This is a genomic window from Vibrio chagasii (assembly GCF_024347355.1).
Classification (GTDB): domain Bacteria; phylum Pseudomonadota; class Gammaproteobacteria; order Enterobacterales; family Vibrionaceae; genus Vibrio; species Vibrio chagasii.
In genome coordinates, this window is the sequence record NZ_AP025466.1 from 1,702,384 (window position 1) to 1,725,207 (window position 22,824).

At 42.1% G+C, this 22,824-nt stretch carries 22 protein-coding genes and 3 pseudogenes; 14 read left to right on the forward strand and 11 right to left on the reverse strand.

The features are described 5' to 3' along the window. Positions 1 to 34: 34 nt before the first annotated feature. From OCV52_RS23295 to OCV52_RS23310, 4 genes are all read right to left on the reverse strand, one after another. Positions 35 to 646 carry a CIA30 family protein gene (locus OCV52_RS23295; RefSeq protein ID WP_137406761.1) on the reverse strand — a complete coding sequence of 204 codons (612 nt, stop codon included), beginning with the start codon at positions 644 to 646 and terminating at the stop codon, positions 35 to 37. A gap of 6 nt (positions 647 to 652) precedes the next feature. Further along, positions 653 to 922 carry a DUF3081 domain-containing protein gene (locus tag OCV52_RS23300; RefSeq protein ID WP_137406762.1) on the reverse strand — a complete coding sequence of 90 codons (270 nt, stop codon included), beginning with the start codon at positions 920 to 922 and terminating at the stop codon, positions 653 to 655. Positions 923 to 1,064: 142 nt separating this feature from the next. Beyond that, positions 1,065 to 2,306, reverse strand: a complete 1,242-nt coding sequence (locus tag OCV52_RS23305; protein WP_137406763.1) for an MATE family efflux transporter — start codon at positions 2,304 to 2,306, stop codon at positions 1,065 to 1,067. A gap of 538 nt (positions 2,307 to 2,844) precedes the next feature. Continuing rightward, positions 2,845 to 3,465 carry a heme-binding beta-barrel domain-containing protein gene (locus tag OCV52_RS23310; protein WP_137406764.1) on the reverse strand — a complete coding sequence of 207 codons (621 nt, stop codon included), beginning with the start codon at positions 3,463 to 3,465 and terminating at the stop codon, positions 2,845 to 2,847. 394 nt (positions 3,466 to 3,859) lie between these two features. Here OCV52_RS23310 and OCV52_RS23315 point away from each other — a divergent pair, with 394 nt between their 5' ends. Beyond that, entirely contained in the window at positions 3,860 to 4,279 is a 420-nt protein-coding gene (locus OCV52_RS23315) for a VOC family protein (protein ID WP_137406765.1), read from the forward strand. Between the two features lie 95 nt (positions 4,280 to 4,374). Here the strand turns inward: OCV52_RS23315 and OCV52_RS23320 are convergent, their stop codons facing one another. Continuing rightward, a complete protein-coding gene (locus OCV52_RS23320) occupies positions 4,375 to 5,274 on the reverse strand; it encodes a DMT family transporter (protein ID WP_137406766.1) in 900 nt (299 codons plus the stop codon). 307 nt (positions 5,275 to 5,581) lie between these two features. On the opposite strand from OCV52_RS23320, the gene OCV52_RS23325 reads away from it, so the two are divergent. Next, positions 5,582 to 6,982, forward strand: coding sequence for an alpha-amylase family protein (locus OCV52_RS23325; protein WP_137406767.1), 1,401 nt, complete (start codon positions 5,582 to 5,584; stop codon positions 6,980 to 6,982). A 94-nt stretch (positions 6,983 to 7,076) separates the two neighbouring features. On the opposite strand, the gene OCV52_RS23330 is transcribed toward OCV52_RS23325, so the two are convergent. Continuing rightward, the gene (locus OCV52_RS23330; protein ID WP_137406768.1) at positions 7,077 to 8,051 is read right to left on the reverse strand and encodes a LysR family transcriptional regulator; all 975 of its coding nucleotides are present in this window, start codon (positions 8,049 to 8,051) and stop codon (positions 7,077 to 7,079) included. 100 nt (positions 8,052 to 8,151) lie between these two features. Between OCV52_RS23330 and OCV52_RS23335 the strand changes: the two genes are divergently transcribed. Continuing rightward, entirely contained in the window at positions 8,152 to 9,504 is a 1,353-nt protein-coding gene (locus OCV52_RS23335; RefSeq protein WP_137406769.1) for an MATE family efflux transporter, read from the forward strand. A gap of 141 nt (positions 9,505 to 9,645) precedes the next feature. Here OCV52_RS23335 and OCV52_RS23340 read toward each other — a convergent pair whose 3' ends face one another. Further along, complete coding sequence (locus OCV52_RS23340) at positions 9,646 to 10,083, reverse strand: Spy/CpxP family protein refolding chaperone (RefSeq protein WP_137406770.1); 438 nt, start codon at positions 10,081 to 10,083, stop codon at positions 9,646 to 9,648. Between the two features lie 212 nt (positions 10,084 to 10,295). Between OCV52_RS23340 and OCV52_RS23345 the strand changes: the two genes are divergently transcribed. The 4 genes from OCV52_RS23345 (at position 10,296) to OCV52_RS23360 (ending at position 14,101) form a co-directional block, all read left to right on the forward strand. Beyond that, positions 10,296 to 10,541 (forward strand): hypothetical protein, encoded by a 246-nt coding sequence (locus OCV52_RS23345; RefSeq protein WP_102424407.1) that lies wholly within the window; start codon positions 10,296 to 10,298, stop codon positions 10,539 to 10,541. A 293-nt stretch (positions 10,542 to 10,834) separates the two neighbouring features. Continuing rightward, complete coding sequence (locus OCV52_RS23350) at positions 10,835 to 11,839, forward strand: response regulator (protein WP_032498090.1); 1,005 nt, start codon at positions 10,835 to 10,837, stop codon at positions 11,837 to 11,839. Between the two features lies 1 nt (position 11,840). Then, complete coding sequence (locus OCV52_RS23355) at positions 11,841 to 12,281, forward strand: PAS domain-containing protein (RefSeq protein WP_102424405.1); 441 nt, start codon at positions 11,841 to 11,843, stop codon at positions 12,279 to 12,281. A gap of 776 nt (positions 12,282 to 13,057) precedes the next feature. Then, a complete protein-coding gene (locus OCV52_RS23360) occupies positions 13,058 to 14,101 on the forward strand; it encodes a GMP reductase (protein WP_137406771.1) in 1,044 nt (347 codons plus the stop codon). Between the two features lie 111 nt (positions 14,102 to 14,212). On the opposite strand, the pseudogene OCV52_RS23365 reads toward OCV52_RS23360, so the two are convergent. Continuing rightward, positions 14,213 to 14,584: pseudogene (locus OCV52_RS23365) on the reverse strand (tyrosine-type recombinase/integrase); the annotation flags it as partial. Positions 14,585 to 14,980: 396 nt separating this feature from the next. Here OCV52_RS23365 and OCV52_RS23370 point away from each other — a divergent pair. Further along, the gene (locus OCV52_RS23370; protein ID WP_137406773.1) at positions 14,981 to 15,472 is read left to right on the forward strand and encodes a hypothetical protein; all 492 of its coding nucleotides are present in this window, start codon (positions 14,981 to 14,983) and stop codon (positions 15,470 to 15,472) included. 9 nt (positions 15,473 to 15,481) lie between these two features. On the opposite strand, the gene OCV52_RS23375 is transcribed toward OCV52_RS23370, so the two are convergent. Next, positions 15,482 to 15,733, reverse strand: a complete 252-nt coding sequence (locus OCV52_RS23375) for an ogr/Delta-like zinc finger family protein (RefSeq protein ID WP_137406774.1) — start codon at positions 15,731 to 15,733, stop codon at positions 15,482 to 15,484. A 319-nt stretch (positions 15,734 to 16,052) separates the two neighbouring features. On the opposite strand from OCV52_RS23375, the gene OCV52_RS23380 reads away from it, so the two are divergent. The 4 genes and pseudogenes from OCV52_RS23380 to OCV52_RS23395 all read left to right on the forward strand — a co-directional run bounded on the left by OCV52_RS23380 (position 16,053) and on the right by OCV52_RS23395 (position 18,337). Beyond that, on the forward strand, positions 16,053 to 16,394 hold the full coding sequence (locus OCV52_RS23380) for a hypothetical protein (RefSeq protein WP_137406775.1): 342 nt from the start codon (positions 16,053 to 16,055) through the stop codon (positions 16,392 to 16,394). An 855-nt stretch (positions 16,395 to 17,249) separates the two neighbouring features. Next, on the forward strand, positions 17,250 to 17,567 hold the full coding sequence (locus OCV52_RS23385) for a hypothetical protein (RefSeq protein WP_137406776.1): 318 nt from the start codon (positions 17,250 to 17,252) through the stop codon (positions 17,565 to 17,567). Between the two features lie 249 nt (positions 17,568 to 17,816). Beyond that, positions 17,817 to 18,140 (forward strand): annotated as a pseudogene (locus OCV52_RS23390) (hypothetical protein); the annotation flags it as partial. Next, positions 18,140 to 18,337, forward strand: coding sequence for a hypothetical protein (locus OCV52_RS23395; RefSeq protein ID WP_102426514.1), 198 nt, complete (start codon positions 18,140 to 18,142; stop codon positions 18,335 to 18,337). The pseudogene OCV52_RS23390 and the gene OCV52_RS23395, both read left to right, overlap by 1 nt. 152 nt (positions 18,338 to 18,489) lie before the next feature. On the opposite strand, the gene OCV52_RS23400 is transcribed toward OCV52_RS23395, so the two are convergent. Continuing rightward, positions 18,490 to 19,821: a BspA family leucine-rich repeat surface protein gene (locus OCV52_RS23400; RefSeq protein ID WP_150897798.1), complete on the reverse strand. Its 1,332-nt coding sequence runs from the start codon at positions 19,819 to 19,821 to the stop codon at positions 18,490 to 18,492. A gap of 233 nt (positions 19,822 to 20,054) precedes the next feature. Here OCV52_RS23400 and OCV52_RS23405 point away from each other — a divergent pair, with 233 nt between their 5' ends. Beyond that, the gene (locus OCV52_RS23405; protein WP_137406778.1) at positions 20,055 to 20,492 is read left to right on the forward strand and encodes a BspA family leucine-rich repeat surface protein; all 438 of its coding nucleotides are present in this window, start codon (positions 20,055 to 20,057) and stop codon (positions 20,490 to 20,492) included. A 26-nt stretch (positions 20,493 to 20,518) separates the two neighbouring features. Then, positions 20,519 to 21,859 carry a BspA family leucine-rich repeat surface protein gene (locus OCV52_RS23410; protein WP_137406779.1) on the forward strand — a complete coding sequence of 447 codons (1,341 nt, stop codon included), beginning with the start codon at positions 20,519 to 20,521 and terminating at the stop codon, positions 21,857 to 21,859. A 375-nt stretch (positions 21,860 to 22,234) separates the two neighbouring features. Here the strand turns inward: OCV52_RS23410 and OCV52_RS23415 are convergent. After that, positions 22,235 to 22,589 (reverse strand): annotated as a pseudogene (locus OCV52_RS23415) (site-specific integrase); the annotation flags it as partial. Between the last annotated feature and the right edge of the window lie 235 nt (positions 22,590 to 22,824).

Sequence of the window (22,824 nt, forward strand, 5' to 3'; positions counted from 1 at the left end):
GTCTGGGGCTTCGTTCATCTGTGCTCTCTTCAGTTTATTGGGATGATTTAAATTGAATCTGAATCAGTTTTAACTCAAAGGGTGAGGGCTGTTTGTCTGCAATCAAAAAGCCGAACTGTTTGATGTCTTGAGCCTTGAGTTCTGGTGCGTTATTGAGTAATCGACCTCTAAACACGGCTTGAAAATCCTCTAGTCTGAACACTTTCTTGAGTGGTTCACCTTTGACGGTCTCAAAGCTGTGCTTGTAGTTGGTTCGATAACCGTCTTTCCATGTGGTGAACCTTAACTGGTAGGTATGCCCGTCCCCAATAAACGACAGCTCTGCATTTTTCACCGCGGGGTTTAACGATTCAAGGGAGCGGTTTATTGAGCTGAATCCACCATTGTTTTCTAATGATAGTTCACCTTTAAATAGGCTGTGCTGGCCATCATAAACGAGCCCACCTATTGAAATGCCACCCATTACGTTGTCGTTGATCGCAGACCATTTCTGTTGTTCGCTCGCTTGCGTAAAATCAATCATCTCTATTCCTGCTGCTGACGTTTCAAACCATAACAAAGAAAGGCTCAGGGTTAACCATAAAGGGGGGGCTCGTTTACGCAATGAAGACGTTGTGAAGTTCGACTTATTCATGATTTTCTCCATTAATCATTAGTCCGATGAAGGTTCCGTGGCGAGTATTCCCAGACAATTGTCGATAAATTCAGAGTAGTTTGACGCGTTGTCGTACTCAATTTTAAGCGAACCATGAAACATCAGTGTGACGGTGACGTCTTTGTAGCTTAGCCAACAGGTGTAACCATCGTAATCATGCCAAGCTATCATCTCGCCAACTTGATATTTATTGTTCAGTTGTTCCCCGGAAGAGCGAATGAAATCGAATACTCTAAGAAACTCAATGATGGTGATCCTGTTGTCCATGTGTGGCTCCCTCGGTGTGATCGACGATAAACAGCTAAGCACTTGTATTTAAATCGTTACGGTTTGCTTTTAGGTTCCGATCACTAAGAGAGACGCGAGCACTTTTAGATTGTGCTCGCGGTATGGAAGTAGAGAAATGTATCTACTGATGAGCTCCTAAAAGAGCTTCAGATTTATGCTTGATACGAAACACAAAATAGACCATTGACGCTAGAGCAGCGATAAGGTTACCGAGGGCCATGAAAAAGATGACATTGAGAACAGGATTATCGAAAGCGTTAATAAAGAAAGCTCCTGGCAGCCCAACAAAGATCATTGCAAGTCGAAATAGCGGCGGGAGTTGAGAAAAGCCTCTAACTCTTAACCAAGATATAAACACAAGAGCAATACCATCAATTGCGATCACTGCGACTGAGAGTTTTAATGCTTTTACCAATTCATTTGTCGCAGTAGGTGTATAGATCTGAGAAATAGCCTCAGCAAGTAAAATTAACCCAAATGCACTCACGAGGATATAACCGAACATAATCGTGAGCATTGAGTAAGGTTCATTAGAGGATTTGTCCATTTGAGAGAGTGAAATGGACAGAGATATCACCAACCCTACATAGAGCACGGAAAAGCTATTCATAAAGTTGAGGGCAAACCCAAGATACGCAGTATGCTCTTGGTTATAAAGGCTGGCAAACGTAAGAACCAAAATTGAAATACCGCCAGTGAAGCAGATACTGGTTAATGCTTCTGTGCGACCAAAATTAACAAGTATTCCGACCTTTTCTTTGTTGAATCGTGGCGTAGCGATGAGCTGATTTTTAAAACCTAGATATATGACAGGCAATAAGGTTAAAACGCGTATTGCTAGTGTTGATATTGATACCGCTACAGAAGCGTTATCTATGTTAGCTATTGCGATATAGTTAAAAGCGATATTCGCTATTGCACTGACTATTGTTACCGCTAGCACTTTTTTCTCTAAGCCTTGTGCTTCTAAAATGTTGCATAATCCAACATAAATAGCCAACGGGAAAATACTAATGGAAAGTATAAAATAACTTTGAGTTGCGTGGTTTGAAGCATCAAAAAATTGTCCCACAAGAAGGCTTATAACAAGTAAAACCACGCCAAGACATATTGAATATCCAAGTATTTCTTGAGCAGTTTGACGAGGTGCCTCTTTGTTCTGTCCAATGACAATATTGATACCAATACTGAGTACGACAGCCAAGATAACGAAAACCTGAGCGACTTGTGAAGCCAAGGTGTAATCTTGCACTGCCAGCATATTTGTGTGTCCTAACATGATCATATCGACCATCGCGAGAGACAGTGCAACAAACCTTGTTGCTGAGATTATTAGGGCTCGCTTGAGGAAAGTTGCGATCATATTAAAGTTCCTGATGATGTAGGGAAGCTGTTATCGTTTTCAAGTATCCAATACATGAAAGTGTGTTGAGGTTGAGTGTTTTTGGTGAGTAGTTATCGATTTCTCTATGCGGAAACGAATGTAAACGCAACAAAAAATAGGTTCAATAATATTGAAATAAATATTTAATATAAACATTGAAGCTTTGATCTATATCTTAATTCTAGATTGTTAAAATAATCTAAATATCAATATTAAATTTCGTTCTTCATTATGGTTAATTAACGATTTTGTTAAATTTTTCTCTAATGTAACTATTTCTAATTTAGAATAATCGTTCATATTAAATGACATAATATTTATCTTATATTCCATTTATTTCAATCAGCCATTAAGAATTTTCTCATGTAATATCAATTATTGTTTTTAGTGGTAAAAAGGATAAGAAAGAGGATGATAATCTATTGAGGTAAAAAGGGAGAATAGCTGTTCCGATAGTGATAACCATAGTCGCAATTAACGCCTTTCACTTCGTTGTGAAAGGCGTTTATACATGAGGTTATTTCACTTTAACTAGTGTGCTTGAATCAGTGTGTGCAAAGGCTTTGTCGTAGATCTCTAAGCCAGTGGTTTGAGAGTAAGTCAGCGTGTCGTCTGAGATGCTGATGTTCATGGTGAAGTTTGTGGTGGTTGCGTTGTCTGTCATGTATTCAGACTCAGCGATACCGCGCTTAGACGCGACTAACGTCATTGTGTCGCCAGCAGGGCCTTCCGCGGTGACACATGTGGTGCGTGGCACACAGTAAGAGTTGTAGACGATCTGATTTTCTTGGTCATAGATGAAGTAACCACGTTGATCGTGGAATTTAGAATCGTCAGCCTTTCGGAATACTTCCTGTTTATAGTAAAGCGCAACGAGATATTGATCGCTGGCGTTGGTGGCATCTGCGGCTACTTCAAATGTCATTACTTCATAAAATGGTGTGACAGCAGGGCCTCCCGCACCCACATCAGTCCCTTCTTGACCTGGCGATACATCAATGCCGCCAGCTTCCACAGATTTCCAGGTGCCAACTAATTTTGCTAATGGCCCGAAATCCATACCATCGATTGTGTTATGGTCGGCGACTGCTGGAACCGAGATTACTGCTGCAATACCCAATGCTAATACTTTTTTCACTGTAACTTCCTTATATAGTTATTTGACTTAATTAACAATAAAGGTGCTGTGAAACCAGTTTATTAACCCAGATCAGTGTTGCTGGCTAATATGAAAGCGAAGTGTAAGCTGATGTATCAGTCAATAAGGGGATGTTAATACGTTTAAATATTGAATAGAAAACTGGTTTCTTATCCAAATTTGAGGGAATCTAGTAGGTTTACTTTTCTCTTGAAGTAGAGGTCAGTTATCTGGTTTGAGGTCGTCTAAACTTAAAGTTCGTATTTCAGAAAATATGACAATCTGGGCTCTAAAAACGTTCTCGAAATAAATGCAAATTAACGCTTTACCTCAACTTAACTTGAGGTATTAGGATATGCAACGTTGCTTACGAGAATACTTTAAGGAGAGAAGAATGATCCAACTTGAACATGTAAATTTAGTCGTTAAAGACATCCCAGAAATGCTGACTTTCTACAAAGCGGCGTTCCCTCATTGGTATGTTCGTGATGAAGGAAAGGGCGAATGGTCAGGTAAGCCACGAAACTGGTTACACTTCGGAGATGAGTATCAGTATATCGCAATGAGTGATCATGGTGAGGGGGAGAATCGAGATTTAGATGGCCACTCTGTTGGTCTAGCACACTTCGCCTATGTGACTCATGATATTGAAAGCGTGACCCAACGCCTAATTGATGCGGGTTTCCCTATTGCCAAACCTGGCGCTGAAGAACCTTATCGAAAAAATGTCTACTTTGTAGATCCGGCTGGCTTTGAAATCGAGTTCGTTGAATATCTGAGTGATGATCCTAAGCTGAGAAATGCTACAAGTTAGCAGAATCGTTAGGTAGGAAAACTGAAAAAGGCATTGTGGAACACTCCGCAATGCCTTTTTAGATTGATGAGCTAATTGTTCTTTCGCTCGATGTTCTACTTAGCTTTGAACGGGACCAATAGCTGTTTCCCAAACACATTAATAAGCGCGCCAGTCACAATCAGACCACCACCAAGATATGTCCATATTGATGGGATCTCATTGAAGATCCATACGCCTAACAATGCAGAGAAGACGATTTGAACATAAGAGTAAGCCGAAGCTTTTCCTGCTGCTTGAGTTTGCATTGCCTTGGTTAAACCGTATTGGCCAATTTGAGTGAATACCCCAACCAAAACCAACATCACGGTTAAGAATAGGCTCGGCATTACAAAGTCGTTCCAAATAAGCGCTGTCGATATCGGTAGAGCTACTAATGGGAAGTAGAAGATGATGACAGAGCTGTCTTCTGTTTGGCTCAGCTTTCGGACAATCACATAAGCAATTGAGCTACCAAACGCTCCAAGTAATGCCACCAGAATACTGAATAACGGCAAATCGCTGCTTACGTTACTGTTCATACTTGGTTGTACCATCACCAATAAGCCCGCTAGACAGAACGCAATGCAAATCATAGTCGATTTTTGGACACGTTCTTTGAGGAATAACACGCCAAGCAAGGCAGTAAATACGGGGTGTACGTATTGTAGAATGGTCGCTTCAGCTAACGGTAACGTGGTTACGGCGTAGTACACACACATCAGCGCTGCAGTGCCGACTGCACCCCGAACAAACAACAGTGGTTTGTTGTTACCCCAGATAGAAATGCCTTTTCGTTTTACGTCGATATAGCTAATGATCAAAGACACTAACGCCCTTGCCGCAACGATCTCAAATACAGGTATGCCGTAGTTGCTGATGTATTTCACACAGGCTGACATCAGTGCGAACCCAAAAGCGGAGAGGAGCATGAATCGAACCCCAACAGGGATCATTGTAAAAGAGAAAGAAGGCATAAAAATATCAATCGGTTGAGGGAAAAGGAATCATAGCTTAGTTTAGGAGAGCCGACCAAAGCCTTTGTCTTTTTCTCGTCAACTTGATTCAATTAATTCTCATTTCTACTCTTCTACTTGGTACGGATACATCAATGTACCGCCTAACTTACATCACATTTTGCCTCACATAATATCGACTATGGCTCAGTTTTATAAAATCAACATCAACAGAAGGTGACGCTAATCCAACTCTGATTTATAGGACGTTTTAATTGTCCTTATCACTCATATCATTCCTGTGAATTTGTAATGAGAGATATGTTCTATGAAGCCAATAAATACCTTACTCATATCCACACTTGCGCTTTGCTCTTTTAGTTCAGCGACTTATGCCGATACCATTTTGCATGCATTTAACTGGAAATATTCAGATGTGACAGTTAATGCCAATCAAATTGCCGAAGCTGGTTATAAGAAAGTTCTGGTTGCTCCGGCAATGAAATCCAGTGGCACCCAATGGTGGGCGCGTTATCAACCACAAGATCTACGCACGATTGATTCTCCATTGGGGAATAAACAAGATCTAGCAGCAATGATTGCCGCGCTGAAAAGTGTCGGTGTTGATGTGTACGCGGATGTTGTACTCAACCACATGGCGAATGAAAGCTGGAAGCGAAGTGACTTGAACTACCCTGGTACAGAAGTGCTAAACGAGTATGCCAGCCGCTCAAGCTACTATGCTGACCAGACTCTCTTTGGCAACTTAGCGCAAGGTTTTGTTTCGGCTAACGATTTCCATGCTGCAGGCTGTATTACAGACTGGAACGATCCGGGACATGTTCAATACTGGCGTTTGTGTGGTGCTGATGGCGATACTGGGCTACCCGATCTCGACCCAAACAACTGGGTAGTGTCACAGCAACGTTTGTATTTGAAGGCGCTAAAAGAGATGGGTATCAAGGGCTTCCGCATTGATGCGGTGAAACACATGAGCCAGTACCAAATCGACCAAGTATTTACGCCTGAAATCACATCGAACATGCATGTGTTTGGTGAGGTGATTACCAGTGGTGGGGCAGGGAACAGTGGCTATGAGTCTTTCTTAGCCCCTTACTTCAACAACACCAACCACTCAGCGTACGATTTCCCGTTGTTTGCTTCTATTCGCTCGGCGTTTTCTATGGGCGGTGGTTTGAACCAATTGCACGATCCACAAGCTTACGGACAAGCATTGCCTGATAGCCGTGCTATTACCTTTACTATCACACACGATATTCCAACCAACGACGGCTTCCGTTACCAAATAATGGATCCTCAAGATGAGCAGCTTGCTTACGCGTATATCCTTGGTAAAGATGGTGGGACTCCACTGATCTACAGTGATGATCTTCCTGATTCAGAAGATAAAGATAATGGTCGTTGGGGTAATGTTTGGAACAGTTCGATAATGAAAAACATGTTGAGCTTCCATAACGCGATGCAAGGCAAAATAATGACCATGATTTCAAGTGACCAGTGCACTTTGCTGTTCAAGCGTGGCAAAGAAGGGGTAGTTGGGATAAACAAATGTGGAGAAACGCGTGGCGTGACCGTTGACACTTACCAACACGAGTTCAATTGGCATGTTCAATACAAAGACGTATTAAGCAGCGCGACAGAAACTATTTCTTCTCGCTATCATACGTTTAACCTGCCACCACGCAGTGCACGTATGTTTAAGCTGTAAATGTTATCTAGCTAAACCACTTAGCTCATTAAGCAAGAACGAAGTATAAGCCTCAGCAAATGCTGTGGCTTATTCATTTGGCGTAAGCCCGTGTTCAGTGCTGGTCTTCAATCACTCCTGACCAATGATTTTGCTGGGAGAGTGCTTTCAACAATTCGATCTCTTTCGCTGTCTCTCCTTTAAGCCAATCAATCAAACCACTGATCACAGGCGAGTGGGTGCGCTGGTGGATGAAATAGGTCCACGCACTGTTCTGGATCTTGGCATTCTCTGGGCAATATAAGAAACCGCGCTGCAGATCCTGTAAAACCAAAAGCAAATCCGTCACCGTGACACCTTCACCAGATAAGCACGCACTGAGTGCCATATCCAAAGACAAGAAACTGGTATTTCTGACGGGCTTTTTCGGTGGCGATTCAACATCGGCTAGCCATACTTTCCAATCATGATGATCTACGGTTGGGTGCAGCCTCGGCATGGTTAAGATCGAATCGAGGTCGGTATCTTGCTGAGTCAAACCAGCAGCATTCGTTAAGCTTGTAGAGCAGACTGGCGCCATGAACTCTTCACGCAAGAAAGTGATGTCAGGCGCGTTGTCATAACGTTTTTTGAATCGAGTGTGGAAGATCAACAGGTCGTATTCGCTGCTGTTGATCGCTTCATCTTCTTCAATCACAGGAACGATCACGATCTCGTAATCTGGGTAACGCTCGTTTAATTCACGAACTTTGGAGATCAACACGCGCGTAGCGAAGCTCAAGGTTGCCTTTATCACTATGCGCTTCTGCTTCGGTTCTCTCCAAGAAGCGATAACCGATTCGATATTGCCGTAGCTTTCTCGCAAAGCGACATACAAATCATGACCTTGTACCGTTAATTCAATGGCTCGATGCTTACGAATGATCAGCGATGCGTTCAGCTCATCTTCAAGCTGTTTGATCTGACGGCTGATTGCACTCTGTGTCACGTTGAGCTCATCGGCGGCAAGTGTAAAGCTCATCAGTCTCGCTGCCGCTTCAAAGGCTTTTAAGCCATTATGTGAGGAAGGCAGACTAGGATATGGGGTCATAATTCGTTCGCATGAGTTTTTGGAATGTTAGAGTCGCAAATTTATCAATTGAACGCTAGTCCCATCGATCGTATTTTGGGCGAAATTAACTGAGGCGCTCATGAAAAAAATACTGACTCTTGCATTCCCTTTGATCATTTCACAGCTGATATCCATGGCTTTAGTCCTTACTGATGTTTGGATGATGTCGCGAATCAGCGTGTCAGCCCTTGCTGCTGGTGGCTTAGGCGCGTCTATCTACTTTTTTATCTTCATTATTGCGAGCAGTACAGTTGGTTGTGTGGCAAACCTGATCGCTATTGCTTATGGTCAACGAGTCGCTCGCCCTGAATTTGGTAATAGCCAAATTAGGTTGGCTGTGAAAGGCGCAACCATGCTGGCGTTTGTACTTAGTGCACTCTTAATGACAAGCTTTTGGTTAGCACCTTTGGTGTTAGAAGCTGCCAAGCAACCACAGGAAGTGATTACCTTAGCGATGGAGTATGTGCACGCTCTAAAATGGGTGATGTTGCCTTCGCTTATTTTATTGGTGCTGCGCGGCTTAACCAGTGCGTTTGGTAATGTGCGCTCTATTCTAGTGATGTCGATTATCACTGTGATCTTAAATGTGCCAGTGAGTTACTTCCTCACGTTCCAGTTAGATATGGGCTTAACAGGCTTGGGCTTAGGTACGGCTATTGCGGCATTCATCGTAATGATTGGATACACGGTTTGGGTGTTTAAACGTGACGAATTCAAACCGTTCGCCCCTTGGCTCCATACCGAAGAGTACTCCATCAAGCTGATGAACCCGTTGTTGTTAATGGGTTTACCTATCGCCTTGGCGGCGTTACTTGAACATGGCTTGATTTACGGCGGCACCTTAATGGCAGGGACGATCAGCATAGCCTCTCTGGCGTTGCATCAAATCTTACTGCAATGCTTAAGCTTTACTTGGAACTTCAACTTCGGTTTCTCGCAAGCTGCGGCAATTTTGGTTGGCCGTGATTATGGCGCAGGCAACTATGAAGGCATCAAAAGAACTTCGATTCAAAGCTTTATATTAGTGTCAGTGTTGAGTGTCGCTTTGTCTGCCGTGTTCATCATATGGCCTGAGATGATCGCTTCTATCTTCAAGCTAGACGACGGCACAGGAGCAATGACATCGCTATTGGCCTCGGTTATCTGGGTTGTTGCACTCTGCTTTATCGTTGATGCTTGGCAGTTGTTAGCAATCAACCTGCTTAGAGGGATGAAGATTGTCTCTATGCCTACGGTGATGACGGCAATTGGTTACTGGGTGTTTGGCCTACCTGCAGCTTGGTACTTAATGCCCAAGTTTGAATTGGCCGGAATCTGGGGCGGAATTGGTGTTGGCTTGGGAGTGACAGGCATTCTGCTGCTTATTCATTTGATGGTTGTGCTGAACAAAAACAGCAAGGCTCCAAATATCGGTTGTTCTGCTTACTCTTAATTTTCTCAGTGAGATTATTACTGACAAACAAAAGCCACAGACAATACTGTGGCTTTTGTTTGTCTCATTGATTCAAGGGGGAGTGAATCAATATCAGGAATCAGGGGGCGCTATGGTTAGCTAGGTTCGACTTTTGTGTGCTCACTGTCCATCAGAGAGCGCAGACTTCATTATGGTTTTGAACTGCTCTTTTTGCTCTTCAGTTAACACGTTGTAGATGTTGTTCTTAAGACGCATCTCTTGCATCACCATCGACTTCTCGGTCGCTTGAACCGTATCAATGACCTTTTCCATCTCAGCTTCATTGAATTCAGGCTGAGTCACTAGGGCGACCTGCTTCTTCTTAAGTTCTATCGCGCTATTCATATCAATCTTTGTTCGATCAGATTGATAGTCTTCAATAAGAGATATGACTTCCGCATGTTGTTCTTCACTTAGGTTTAAAGAAGCAATAACCATTTGCAATGGGCTCACTGCTGGTTGTGGCGGTTGTTGTGGTGATGAGGCACTCACAAACGGAGCGGTAACGAGTAAAGCTGAAGCAGTTAATACACAAAGCGACTTTTTCAGTGATTTCATTGAGTTTCTCCTGTTAGTGGAAACATGAGTATAGGTAAGTAAGCTGAACTCGATATGAACATGTTGTTCAGTTTAATTTGCCGAGTTCATTGCGTTCACTTACTTGCGCTCGTCTAAGCACAGAACGACTTAGACCTTGGTCTTACAGAAACCGAGCTAAAAGGTGACTAGAATTATTTGAGTCGCTCACCGTTATATCAAGGAATATACAAATGGAAGTTGGATTGTTCTGGGCTGAGAAAGGAATGTTAGTACTTGGTGCACTGTTTGTCTTAACGAGTGTGATGCAGTATGGAAAACGCAGTAGTGATTGGAAAGGCGTGATCACTATGTTTTATAAACGTATTCCAATGAGCGTTGCAGAGTATAAGTGGTATCGCTTGGGCATTGCATTATTGGTGTTTGCGGTGATCATTCGCTTCGCGCTGCTTATTCTATGGCCGAGCTATCAGTTGTAAACCGTCGTCGTTGCGTAAGGTCATCGAAACTTAACCATCAGTATTGAGCTTTAATAAATTTCGTTGTTAAGGCTCGCACTTCATAAAATAATGCTGTTATGTTCACTAAAGATAGTTGTTATAGCCCTTGTAGCATATTGTTTTTTAGGAAAAATCACTCAAAATAATCGCTCACCTGTCCGTCTTATCATTCTTATTAATAATCGACATATAAATCTATTCACCCCGTACCTGATACCATAATGATCTGTTACACTCGTCCGAATTAGCTTTGATTTATCAGTGGTGCATTTATGTCGTTCCCAGTTCTTATATGTGATGATTCTGCGTTAGCACGGAAGCAGATGGCTCGATCACTGCCTAGTTCTCTAAATGCAGATATAACTTTTGCTGTTCATGGGCTTAATGCACTTGAAGAGCTAGCTCAAAACCAGTTCAAACTGATGTTCCTTGATCTCACCATGCCGGAATTAGATGGCTATGGCACATTGGAAGAGATGCAACGTTTAGGTGACACCACACCCGTTGTGGTTGTTTCTGGTGATATCCAACCAAAAGCGCAGCAGAAGGTCATGGACCTTGGTGCTAAAGCGTTTTTGAAAAAGCCGATTGATAAAGAAGCGTTAAAAGCGATTTTACGTGAGCATGTTGAGCCACCAAAACAGCCTCAACTTATTACGCCAGCACCGCTAGAGTTACCGATTCTGCGCCGACGTGACATCTATATGGAAGTTGCGAACGTTGCGATAGGTCGAGCAGCAGATGCATTGGCGCGCCACTTTAATGTATTCGTTCACTTACCATTGCCGAACGTGAACATCTTCGAAGTGAGCGAATTGCACATGGCACTTCGTGACTTGGCTGACAACGACCAAGTATCCGGTGTTTGCCAAGGCTTCAGTGGAGAGGGGATTGCAGGTGAAGCGTTAGTATTGCTCAGTGACTCCAGTGTGAGCGATCTTAAAAAGCTCATGAAGGTTCCGACTGAAAGTGAAGAGCTGGAAGAGTTAGAATTACTGATGGATGTGTCGAATATTCTCGTTGGCTCTTTCCTTAACGGGCTAGGGGAGCAGTCCGAGGTTCGTTTCTTCCAGAGTTCGCCGGTTCTACTAGGGCAGCACATCTCGATTGATTCTGTTATCGAAAACACGAGTGGTTCGTTCAAGAAGACCATGACCTTCGAAGTCAGCTATAACATTGATGGTACTTCTATCCGTTGTGACCTTCTGTTTATGTTTGTTGACGAGTCTCTGCCTCTTCTAGACAATAAATTGGCCTACCTAATGGAGGAGTTTTAATATGCTGAATCTTCCTGCTGAATTTGAACAGTTCCACTGGATGGTGGACATGGTTCAAAACGTCGATATGGGGCTGGTGGTCATCAATCGTGATTTTGAGGTGCAAGTTTGGAATGGTTTCATGACGCACCATAGCGGTAAGCAATCGCACGATGCGATTGGTAAATCGATCTTTGAACTGTTCCCTGAAATCCCAGAAGAGTGGTTTAGGCTTAAAACAAAACCGGTTTATGACTTAGGCTGTCGTAGCTTTATTACGTGGCAACAAAGGCCTTATCTGTTTAAGTGCCGTAACGTGAGGCCAGTAACTCAGCAAGCCGACTTTATGTATCAGAACGTCACGCTTAACCCAATGCGTTCTCCAACTGGGCAAGTGACATCCTTGTTCTTGTCGATTCAAGACGCGACTGCTGAAGCTCTGATGTCTCAGAAAAAGACTTAACGTACCTTAAGGTGAAAATTGAATCGCCTTATAAGAGCACTCTGAACACTAGTAAAAATGGCCAAGGTTAATCCCCTTGGCCATTTTGTATCTGATTTAGTAGTAATGAGTTCGGATTAAAGAAGGCGTTCTGTGTTCGTTAACTTTAGTCGAGCTGTTGTTAGGCTCTATCAACAGCGGCTTGTATTCGATGGATTTTCATAAATAAGCATATCTAACAAGCCATATTCTGTGGACTTTACCCCCGCTCATCCAAGTTTCGAACGTGTTAATCGATCTTGTCTTTGTACTTTATAAATTTCAGGGCTAATGAAAGAGGGCTGAGATCGGCTCGCGAAGCGAAAAAAGTCAGAAAAAAATGAAATTATTTAAGAAAAAATGCATTTTTTGATTAAAGAAAAGTGTGATTTTTATGTGATTAAAGGGCACTTTTTTCACAAATTTGCCTTATCGAACGTTTTTTAGTCGAATTTGAAAGGAAAACGTTTGCGCAATAAACCGACAGCGTTTGCGCGAATGTGTTGTTAAGTTATTAATTACTAAGAATTTAGTCGAAAAGTAGGAGCGGGGAGCTTTTACCAGATATGGAATCTTTGAGAGGATAGCACAAAAAAAAATGAAATATCAGACTTGCTGTTAGTAAATCACAGCCTATAATGCTGAAAACCGGAGCGTCTGCCAACGCTCCGGTTTTTTTGTGTCCGAAACTCAGTAAAGCGTCTGCCAACGCTTACCGAAAACGCACGACACGTAATATGATTACAGGACAAATTATCATGCGTATCGAACAAGAACTTAAGTTAGGCTTCAAAGATGTATTATTCCGCCCAAAGCGTTCTACTCTTAAAAGTCGTTCTCAAGTTGAATTAACCCGCGAGTTTACATTCAAGCATAGCGGTCGTCAATGGTCTGGTGTACCAGTAATCGCAGCGAACATGGATTCGGTAGCAAGTTTCGAAATGGCAGCGGCTCTAGCAGAGCACGGTGTAATGACTGCAGTACACAAGCACTACACAGTAGAGCAGTGGGCTGAGTTCGCAAAAACAGCAGACAAGAAAACGCTGAACAACGTATTTGTATCAACAGGTACTTCTGAAGCTGAGTTGGAGAAAACTAAGCAAATCATGGCGCTTAGCGAAGATTTCGTATTTATCTGTATTGATATCGCTAACGGCTACTCAGAGCACCTAGTTGAGTACGTACAGAAAGTACGTGCAGAGTTCCCAGACAAAGTAATCTCTGCTGGTAACGTTGTTACAGGTGATATGGTTGAAGAGCTAATCCTAGCAGGTGCAGACATCGTTAAAGTTGGAATCGGCCCAGGTTCAGTTTGTACTACACGTGTTAAAACTGGTGTAGGTTACCCTCAACTTTCTGCAATCATCGAGTGTGGCGACGCGGCTCACGGCCTTGGTGGCATGATCATCGGTGACGGTGGCTGTTCATGTGCTGGTGACGTATCTAAAGCGTTCGGTGGCGGTGCTGATTTCGTAATGCTAGGCGGTATGCTAGCAGGCCACGAAGAGTCAGGCGGTGAAGTTGTTGAGCAAGACGGTAAGCAATTCATGAAGTTCTACGGCATGTCTTCACAGTCGGCTATGGACAAGCACTCAGGTGGTGTTGCTAAGTACCGTGCTGCGGAAGGTAAAACTGTTTTACTTCCATACCGTGGTTCAGTTCACAACACAATTTCAGACATCCTTGGTGGTGTACGCTCAACGTGTACATACGTAGGCGCAGCGAAGCTTAAAGAGCTAACTAAGCGTACGACTTTCATCCGTGTACAAGAGCAAGAGAACAACGTATTCGGCAAAGAGTAACGTTTAAAACGCTTGTTTGAAAGTTTAAGAATGGAGCCACTTTTTAGTGGCTCTTTTTTGTCTGAAAAACGAAAAAGTGGCAGCAGAGACCGTATTTGGGGTGGTATTAGGTTAAAGGTTAGTGAGTGGATTGTGCGTAATCGCTTCTGATAAGTGGTCAGGAGCGAAGTGTGCGTAGCGCATCGTCATGCTGATATCAGCATGACCAAGAATATCGCGTAGAACCAAAATGTTTCCGCCATTCATCATGAAGTGGCTAGCAAATGAGTGTCTTAATACGTGCGATGCTTGACCAGAAGGGAGGCTTATGCCGAGTTTGTTCTTCAGGATATAGCAGAAAGGGGTATAGCATTGCTCGAAGAGTTTGCCTGAAGTAGGTTTATAGATCTCGTTGTAAAGCGCTTCAGAGATAGGTACAGAGCGATTCTTTTTTGTTTTAGTGTTGGTGAAGGTGACTTTATATTTGCTTAACTGAGAGCCTTTCCACACACCAAGTTCCTTCAATTTAGTGAACACAGCAAAACTAACTTTTCTAACAAGTATTGGAACTGATCGTAGATGGTGTCGCACTGAGTACTAATGAATAATGCAGGGCTCAGGTAGGAGTATATTTGATGGGACTGGTGGTCGCAGACAATAAAGGCAAATCGATAACAACAAAGTAGAAGCCATTCAGGTGGTCATCCAAATGGCTTATGAGAACCGAACTTAATTGGGATTTCTAGCTAAATATATTTCTATGGGATTAACGTTGAAACTCTTATTATTTTCAATAGTATCAATATCTTGGTGTTGTTGACTGTTGTTTTTTTTAGATTTAGATTGTGCCGATAATCGTGTGCTGGCCGCACAATCTAGTGTTTAAAAAAGGAATTCAGTATGAAAAAAAGCTTCTTAATTTTATCAATGGCGTCGTTGTTATCAGCGTCGGTATTTGCTAAAAATCTTTCATTTTCAAACCCAAGAACTCTATTGCCCAATGAGGATGTACAGTCTTTTGAACTTGCAGATCTAGACGGCAATGGAAAACAAGAAATTGTATATCTAACGTCTAACGGTGAACTTAAGTATGCAGCCTTAGGCCATTATATCACCGAATCAAGTCGTGATATTCTTCGTAGTTCGTATGAATGGGCTGTTAAAGAGCGCCCAGGTATAACGATGGAATTTGATGATAATGGGTACATGATTTCAGGAGAAGGAAGTGGAGGTGGATCTAATTTATATTTTAAAGATGGTACGTTCCGTGGGAATTATGTGCAGCAAACAATATTGATTGATTACATTTCTGATACTGAAATAAGCGGTACATTTAAGGATGGGCGTTTGGGAATTTACGATGAGGTTCCTTTCACTGCGGTTCCAAAGTAGAAAATCCAACTAAGATATCAAAAGTTGTTGTTTTAGCTCTTGGCGCTGATCGGGTGCCAAGGCCTTAACCATTTCAAAAGCCAACTGAGAAGTCGTTTTAGCTGAAGGGCTGAGAGTATGACTGAAGGAAAGATTCATCACAAAGGTATGGCCACACTCAGGGTCACTACAACTACAACATAAATCGCTATAACCCGCTGAAATACGGTTTGATTTTTGTATGCGGGTTTTCTCGCCACACTCGGGGCAAATTACTCTCATATGACACCATGAACCTATCGAAATGATAAGCCCATGGTACTAAATTATGGTGAGGATTTATACAGTTCTACCGCTTTTGAGGATGTCTTTTTGTTTTTCTCGGGGCGTGCTTACCTAGATGAGCCACAGTTGGCAAACTATGCAGAAAAATTCTGTATTTTGTGAAGTGATGAATCATACGTGACAGATAAGTTATTGAATATGTGGCATATCAATGTGTATCCTTTATTGCATGAGTCTCTTAGATAGAAAAATTCTGTATTTAAATGCAGAATTTTTCTGTCTAATAAAGCGGTTAACAATCAGGGAGAAATTGGAGTTGAGTGGTTATCAATCGAATTTAGAAACTCTGCTGAACATGCTCAATGAGACTTGGGATTCATTAATAAGTAACGGAGTTACCAACGAAACAGAGTTAGTTCTAGAATTTGGCTACTTATGTCCAAATAAAGCATCAGCTATTCAACTAAACGACGCTCTCGAAAACTATGAGTCACTGACCAGAAGTGAGGGGTTTATTAACCGCTCATGGTTTGTTGAAGGATATTCTCACCCGACAACGGTAACCAAAGACATCCTTACTCAATGGTTAGACTTTATGGTTACAAAAGGTTGGGAGTTTCAATGTACCTTTGATGTTTTTGGGGCTTCGTTTAGTTAAATTGCTAACAAACTGTTTAATAGTGATTCGAAACACGTGGCATTTTACTGCGCGTTGGTTTTAGTGGTTGAGGCGCTATACGACGGCTTCAGTATTGCGTTGCTTAACCCATATCAAGTGTCAATTTTGATACAAATTTTTCTTTGCTAGTTGCGCCCGAGCCGAACGCTAACACTAGCAAAGCCATTATGGAGAAATAAACCAAAATGAATATCAGATCAAAAGCATCCATATTTTTTGTTACTATTCTGTGTGCACACCCAGCGATAGCAACGGATGCCTGTTATGGAAAAATTTCGTTGCTATGGGTTGATACTGACAAAACTGTGAACTTCGATATAGAGCCCACGAAACAGTGCCCTTGCAACTTTGTTGAAGGAAGCTCGAAAGGTTTTTTTATACCTCGAAACCAAGAAAATAGAGAGGAACAGTACTCTGCTCTTCTCGCTGCCTTCATGGCCGATAAGGTAATTAGTAGTTGGCACGATTGGACATCAAATGAAGGTACAACAAGGTGTACGAGTCACAATATTGCTTTGGGAAAGTTTTAAAAGCCTTATATGATACATCTCAAGACGGACAGAGGGTGTTGCCACACACTTAGTATGATACTTGGTCATACATATGAACTTATCAGTAACAAATCTTAGACCAAGATATATTAGGAGACTAGATGGCTCTACTCGTTGTTAAGCTTAAAGAGTATTTTTCCCGGACAGTCATCGATCTCGGAGGCATTTTTATTATGTTGTGGTGTTGAAGTGCCACACTTCAGCTTGGTCATTGCGTGTTCCTCACCTTGACATAACGTTCATATGTGATTGAATATAATAAAGAATATTCAAGGAGAAATAGATGAAAAAATTGTTTTTGTGTTTTTTTATTGCTGTAATTTCGATACCTTCATTTGCTAATGAGAATTATCAAAATGGGAAAATCAAGAATTTAACTGTTACAACTGCCGGTATTATGATCATGATGGATACTGGGCAACCAAATAACTGTGCAGGAACTCCATACGGTTGGTTGTTGATCAAACAAGAATATACAGCACTTACTTCCGTGGTTCTAGCTGCTTGGGCATCTGGCAATAAGTCCGGTACAGTTTACACCAGTGGGAGAGAGGGAGGTGTGGGCTTCTGTTTAGTCACTCAATTTGATCCTAATAATTAATTTCAGTATCAAGTGTAAAAACTTCTTACAGCCATCGCTCACGGTGGCTTTTTCACGCCTGTCACACAGCCCCACCTAAAACACAACCAACCCACGGAAAACGCATTCCCCTGCCCACCTGAAGAGTTTTCTATCTCATTTTTTCGCAATTCTATTTCAGTGAAACTCTGCCGCCGCTATGGAAGGCTAGCAAGCCGCGAGCCCTTTAGGAATAGGGGGAAGGGATGGTTGAGGTGTTGAGAATGCCAACAGGACGCCTACCAACAGCGAAAAGGCGTGTATCAATTAGTCGACCAGGAAGGCAATTTTGAGCGAAAGACAGACCAAGCCGACAAGCTTGAATGCCTCACTCAACAAATCAAAGTGCTCGAAGATAGAATCACTGAGATAGACGGTAACCACACTGAAACCGTCAGAGGCAATAGAGCAATCAAAGCTAATAACATCACCGAAGACGCCGACACCATCAAATTCAATGGTGGTAAAGGCGTGTGCACTGGCGCGAGTATCTGCCCATTTATGGGAAAACCCCATGTTGACGTATCAACCACTGTATTTGTAGGAAAAGACTGATGGCCATAAGCAAAGCATCACTGAAACAGAAATTGGAAACTGAACTGAAAGCTAAGGGTTTCGTGCTCGATGGTGAGCTCGCCATGGCAGGCATGATGGCTGAAGCCATTGCCAATGCGGTAGTCGACGAAATAACGCAGAACGCTCAAGTGGAAGTCTCGGGTGGCAGCTCTGCGGGGAGTTATCAAGTGCAATAGTTTTTTGAATAAAACAAAATGTGGATGTTCAAGCTTCCTAACGTATATTTGCCCCAACTTTTGTTGAGGTCTTTCATTTTTTGTCGAGTACCAAAATAAAAACCAGCCACTGCAATATGCTGCAATGACTGGTATCTATGCATAGCGGTTAACTATTGAAAAAAGCGAGGGAAATATGCTCTATTTCTACTTAATTTGCTGTTTTCAGCGAAATGCCATGTACGGCGAAGATCGATAACCTCGTTGACATCCCAACCAGATAAATCTTGCTCAAAGACTGCAGCTCTTGAGAACATTCCATTAATGTGGGTGACGTTAGCCGTGTTCCAATCCCCGATTGGTTGGTTAAAGGATTTGCTGGAAGCGAACATGTGTCTCATATCGGTGACGTTAGCCGTATTCCAATCACCGATAGGTTGGTTAAAGGAGCCGCTGTCGTCGAACATTTGGCTCATATTGGTGACCTTTGACGTGTCCCAGTTGCCAATAGGTTGATTAAAGGTTGGATTTTGGGAAAACATCGATCGCATATCAGTGACCTCTGCCGTATCCCATTCACCGATGGGTTGGTTAAATACATAAGCGCGATAAAACATCAAGCGCATATTGGTAACTTTAGATGTATCCCAGTTGCCGATAGGTTGGTTAAAGGCAGTGGTAATTGCGAAAAGTCCTTGCATATTAGTTACTTGGCTGGTGTCCCAATCACTGATGTCGGCATTGAAATCTTTATATGCGGGCTTAAAATCTCTTAAAAATAAGTATGCCATATCAGTGACATGAGAGGTGCAAAAACGCAAATCATCGTTGACCAAGGCATCTTGGTTTTCGGGTAGGCGGATCGACGTATCATCAACCACAAGATATTCCATGTTTTTATATCTAAACCTTTCACCGACGCCTTTATCCAAGCAGCTCACCGTTGATTGAAGCGAACTGCTGGTGTCGTAACTGAAAGCATCTGCGCCCAAAAACATGTCGGTCATATCGGTCACATTACTGGTGTTCCAAGCACTGATGTTTTGATTAAAGACACTGGCGTTTTGGAACATGTTAGCCATGTTGGTGACGTTGGACGTGTCCCAGCCAATGATGTTTTGATTAAATGCACTGGCGTTTTGGAACATGTTAGCCATATTGGTGACGTTGGATGTATCCCAGTCACTAATGTCTGCACTAAACGTACTATTCCCTTGGAATAGGTTACTCATATCGGTTACTTGAGAAGTACAAAAGTATAAATAGCCTTGTTGGAGAGCGTTAATTTTATCTTGCTGACCGACAATACGATCATCTGCAACCATATATAAACGTTGCTTTTCAATAAATACCGAACCTATTTCGGCATCCGGGCAAGAAACAGTATCAGCATAGGTAGAGAAGCTATTGAATAACAAAGCAGCACTCAACGCAGTGAGTGTTAAAGGGTGGGTTAAAGCCAGAATTATATTTTTACCAATTTTATATTTATGAGATGGGCGCAAAATGCGCGCGGAAGGATAACCTGTTTCATATTAAAAGTGAATAGTTATCTTAAAACCATTGATTTTTGGAGTGTGTGGCCCTTGATAACTTGATTGCCATTAATCTGAGTGGTTTTTTGGGGGAGGGACTCAATTTATATATTTAGGATTATTCTCCATCTGAAAAAGTGAAAATAACCAGCGAGCTTTCTGTATCATTTCGAACTTATTTTAATTAAATCATGGTTTTAACTATGAAGCTACGTTCGATTATTTCCGCCTGTGCGCTGCTGAGTTGTAGCCACACCTTTGCCAGTGAACCAGAAACGGTAACCTGCGAATCAAATAAACCAGGAACCGTCATGGTTCAAGAAGATGAGCTGTTTGTGGTCGTCAATGATGCACTCATTCGCAACTCAGACTATTGGCAAAACTTTCTTGATGGCAACATTCTGCTCTGCACCACTCACGTAACAGACATGAGTGACCTGTTCGCTAAAAACAAATACTTCAATCAGGACATCAGCCGTTGGGACACCTCTCATGTGACTAATATGGACCGAATGTTCTCCGGCGCTAAGCGCTTTGACCAAGACTTAACCCACTGGGACGTCAAGCGCGTCTCACGCCATATCGACTTCGCAAAAGGCAGTGGCCTGTCTGAAGATAGCCTTCCAACTTTTACACAATAACGTCTATTCAACCCTAGGAAAATACAATGAAAAGAACCATAACCTCACTTCTCGTGGGCGCCGCTGCGCTCGCTAGCCAAACCGCATTTGCTGTAGATATCTCAGTAAAATGCCCTGACCAACCTGTTAACTCCGTGATGCTTGAAAACGGGCAAGTCTATGTGGTGGTGGATAACACCCTAATAAAAAACGAGACGTTGCTCGATAAATTAGAGCAAGGCCACATAGGATTTTGCACAACACAGGTGACGGATATGAGTAGAGTTTTTTATGACCGAGTTTCTTTTAATACAGATATTAGTGATTGGGATACATCAAATGTGACGAACATGGCTTGGATGTTTAAAGGAGCTAAATCTTTTAACCAAGACATAGGTTATTGGGATACATCGAATGTCAGAGGAATGTACGAAATGTTTAAGTGGGCTAGTACATTCAATCAAGATATAGGTTATTGGGATACATCTAAAGTGACGAGTATGAGCGGGATGTTCGGAGCCACAAAATTATTTAACCAAGATATAGGTCACTGGAACACATCAAATGTGAAGTATATGGATTATATGTTTAGTGGTGCAAGTGCCTTTAATCAAAATATCGGCCATTGGGATACATCAAATGTGACTGATATGGGTAAGATGTTTGTTGGAGCAGAAGCCTTTAATCAAAATATCGGTCATTGGGATACATCAAATGTGACGGATTTTAGTTCTATGTTTAGTGGTGCAAGTGCCTTTAACCAATATATCGGTGGGTGGGATACATCGAATGTGACGGATTTTAGTTCTATGTTTAGTGGTGCAAGTGCCTTTAACCAATATATCGGTGGGTGGGATACATCGAATGTGACGGCTTTTAATTTTATGTTTCATGATGCAAGCGCTTTTAACCAATATATCGGTACTTGGGACACATCCAGTGTGAAGGTTATGATATATATGTTTGCTGGTGCAAGTGCCTTTAACCAAGATATTGGTGCCTGGGATACATCAAATGTGACGGATTTTGGTTATATGTTTAGTGGTGCAAGTGCCTTTAACCAATATATCGGTGGGTGGGATACATCGAATGTGACAAGTATGAGAGCCCTGTTCTTTAGTGCACAAGCATTTAATCAAGATATAAGTGGGTGGGACACATCGAATGTGACAAGTATGGTTAGCATGTTTTATAACGCAGGTGCCTTTAATCAAGATATAGGTGATTGGGATACATCGAATGTTGTGGGTATGAGATACATGTTTCGTGATACGAAGGCCTTTAACCAAGACTTATCTAACTGGAACGTGAGCAAGGTAACAGACCACACTGACTTTGCGAAAGACAGTGTTCTGACTGAAGAACAACTGCCAATTTTTGTGGACTAATCCCCGTTTCGTTTTAGCTAAACAAAGGCCAGTGTTGATGGATTCAACGCTGGCTTTTTTATTGGTTGATTCACTCTCAAAAATTGGCTGCAAAAATGGCGGCATTCATTGTAAAAACAGCGTTATTTATGGGGATAAATTGTCTTTTTAACTATTTTTATTTACATAGGTCTCTTGGTCAAATTGTTGTCTTTTTTAATTTATTTTCGTTCCTTTAAGTTCTACGGCATGTCTTCACAGTCGGCGATGGACAAGTACTCAGGTAGTGTTGATAGGTTACTGTGTGCATATAGTGAAACTGTTTTACCTAAAATTTGGCAAGTGGCGACAGCCGAGCTAAATGTTCTCAAGGCTGGTTAAAGATTTTAACAAGAATTATAGATTAATTGCCTTAGATGAATGAGCTGGTTTTAAGAGGGCATAGCGCATTGTCATACTGATATCGGCATAACCAAGAATATCGCGCAAAACTAAAATGTTCCCTCTATTCATTATAAAGTGGCTGGTAGATTAATGTCTTAAAACGGTGGATGCTTGACCATAAAGGAGGCTTATGGCGAGTTTGTTCTTCAGGATGTAGCAGAAAGGGGCATAGCATTGATTGTATGGTCTGCCCGACGTAGGTTTACAGATCTTGTTGCAAGGCGCTTCAGAGATAGGCAAAGAGCGATCTTTTTTGTCGAGTGTTGGTGAGCGTTAGTGCATATTTGCTTGACTGAGAGCCTTTAAGGTAGCACTCGCCACTACAGCTAAAATATAAGTTGCCGAAATACGTCTTATTTATGCCGGCTTCATCGTCACACTCTTAGCAAATCTCTCCCATGCCATACCGTAAAGCTATCGAAATGAAAAGCCCACGATACATAATTATAATGAGGGTTTATACAGTTCTACCGTTTTAGAGGCCGTCTTTATGCCCTCCACAATGGGCGTATTCACCCCAGATGAGCCATAGCTTTAGGGCT

Coding starts and splice junctions, on each gene's coding strand:
- OCV52_RS23295 (WP_137406761.1), bottom strand. CDS start 646: ATGGAGAAAATCATGAATAAGTCGAACTTCACAACGTCTTCATTGCGT.
- OCV52_RS23300 (WP_137406762.1), bottom strand. CDS start 922: ATGGACAACAGGATCACCATCATTGAGTTTCTTAGAGTATTCGATTTC.
- OCV52_RS23305 (WP_137406763.1), bottom strand. CDS start 2,306: ATGATCGCAACTTTCCTCAAGCGAGCCCTAATAATCTCAGCAACAAGG.
- OCV52_RS23315 (WP_137406765.1), top strand. CDS start 3,860: ATGATCCAACTTGAACATGTAAATTTAGTCGTTAAAGACATCCCAGAA.
- OCV52_RS23320 (WP_137406766.1), bottom strand. CDS start 5,274: ATGCCTTCTTTCTCTTTTACAATGATCCCTGTTGGGGTTCGATTCATG.
- OCV52_RS23325 (WP_137406767.1), top strand. CDS start 5,582: ATGAAGCCAATAAATACCTTACTCATATCCACACTTGCGCTTTGCTCT.
- OCV52_RS23330 (WP_137406768.1), bottom strand. CDS start 8,051: ATGACCCCATATCCTAGTCTGCCTTCCTCACATAATGGCTTAAAAGCC.
- OCV52_RS23335 (WP_137406769.1), top strand. CDS start 8,152: ATGAAAAAAATACTGACTCTTGCATTCCCTTTGATCATTTCACAGCTG.
- OCV52_RS23340 (WP_137406770.1), bottom strand. CDS start 10,083: ATGAAATCACTGAAAAAGTCGCTTTGTGTATTAACTGCTTCAGCTTTA.
- OCV52_RS23345 (WP_102424407.1), top strand. CDS start 10,296: ATGGAAGTTGGATTGTTCTGGGCTGAGAAAGGAATGTTAGTACTTGGT.
- OCV52_RS23350 (WP_032498090.1), top strand. CDS start 10,835: ATGTCGTTCCCAGTTCTTATATGTGATGATTCTGCGTTAGCACGGAAG.
- OCV52_RS23355 (WP_102424405.1), top strand. CDS start 11,841: ATGCTGAATCTTCCTGCTGAATTTGAACAGTTCCACTGGATGGTGGAC.
- OCV52_RS23360 (WP_137406771.1), top strand. CDS start 13,058: ATGCGTATCGAACAAGAACTTAAGTTAGGCTTCAAAGATGTATTATTC.
- OCV52_RS23370 (WP_137406773.1), top strand. CDS start 14,981: ATGAAAAAAAGCTTCTTAATTTTATCAATGGCGTCGTTGTTATCAGCG.
- OCV52_RS23375 (WP_137406774.1), bottom strand. CDS start 15,733: ATGAGAGTAATTTGCCCCGAGTGTGGCGAGAAAACCCGCATACAAAAA.
- OCV52_RS23385 (WP_137406776.1), top strand. CDS start 17,250: ATGAAAAAATTGTTTTTGTGTTTTTTTATTGCTGTAATTTCGATACCT.
- OCV52_RS23395 (WP_102426514.1), top strand. CDS start 18,140: ATGGCCATAAGCAAAGCATCACTGAAACAGAAATTGGAAACTGAACTG.
- OCV52_RS23405 (WP_137406778.1), top strand. CDS start 20,055: ATGAAGCTACGTTCGATTATTTCCGCCTGTGCGCTGCTGAGTTGTAGC.
- OCV52_RS23410 (WP_137406779.1), top strand. CDS start 20,519: ATGAAAAGAACCATAACCTCACTTCTCGTGGGCGCCGCTGCGCTCGCT.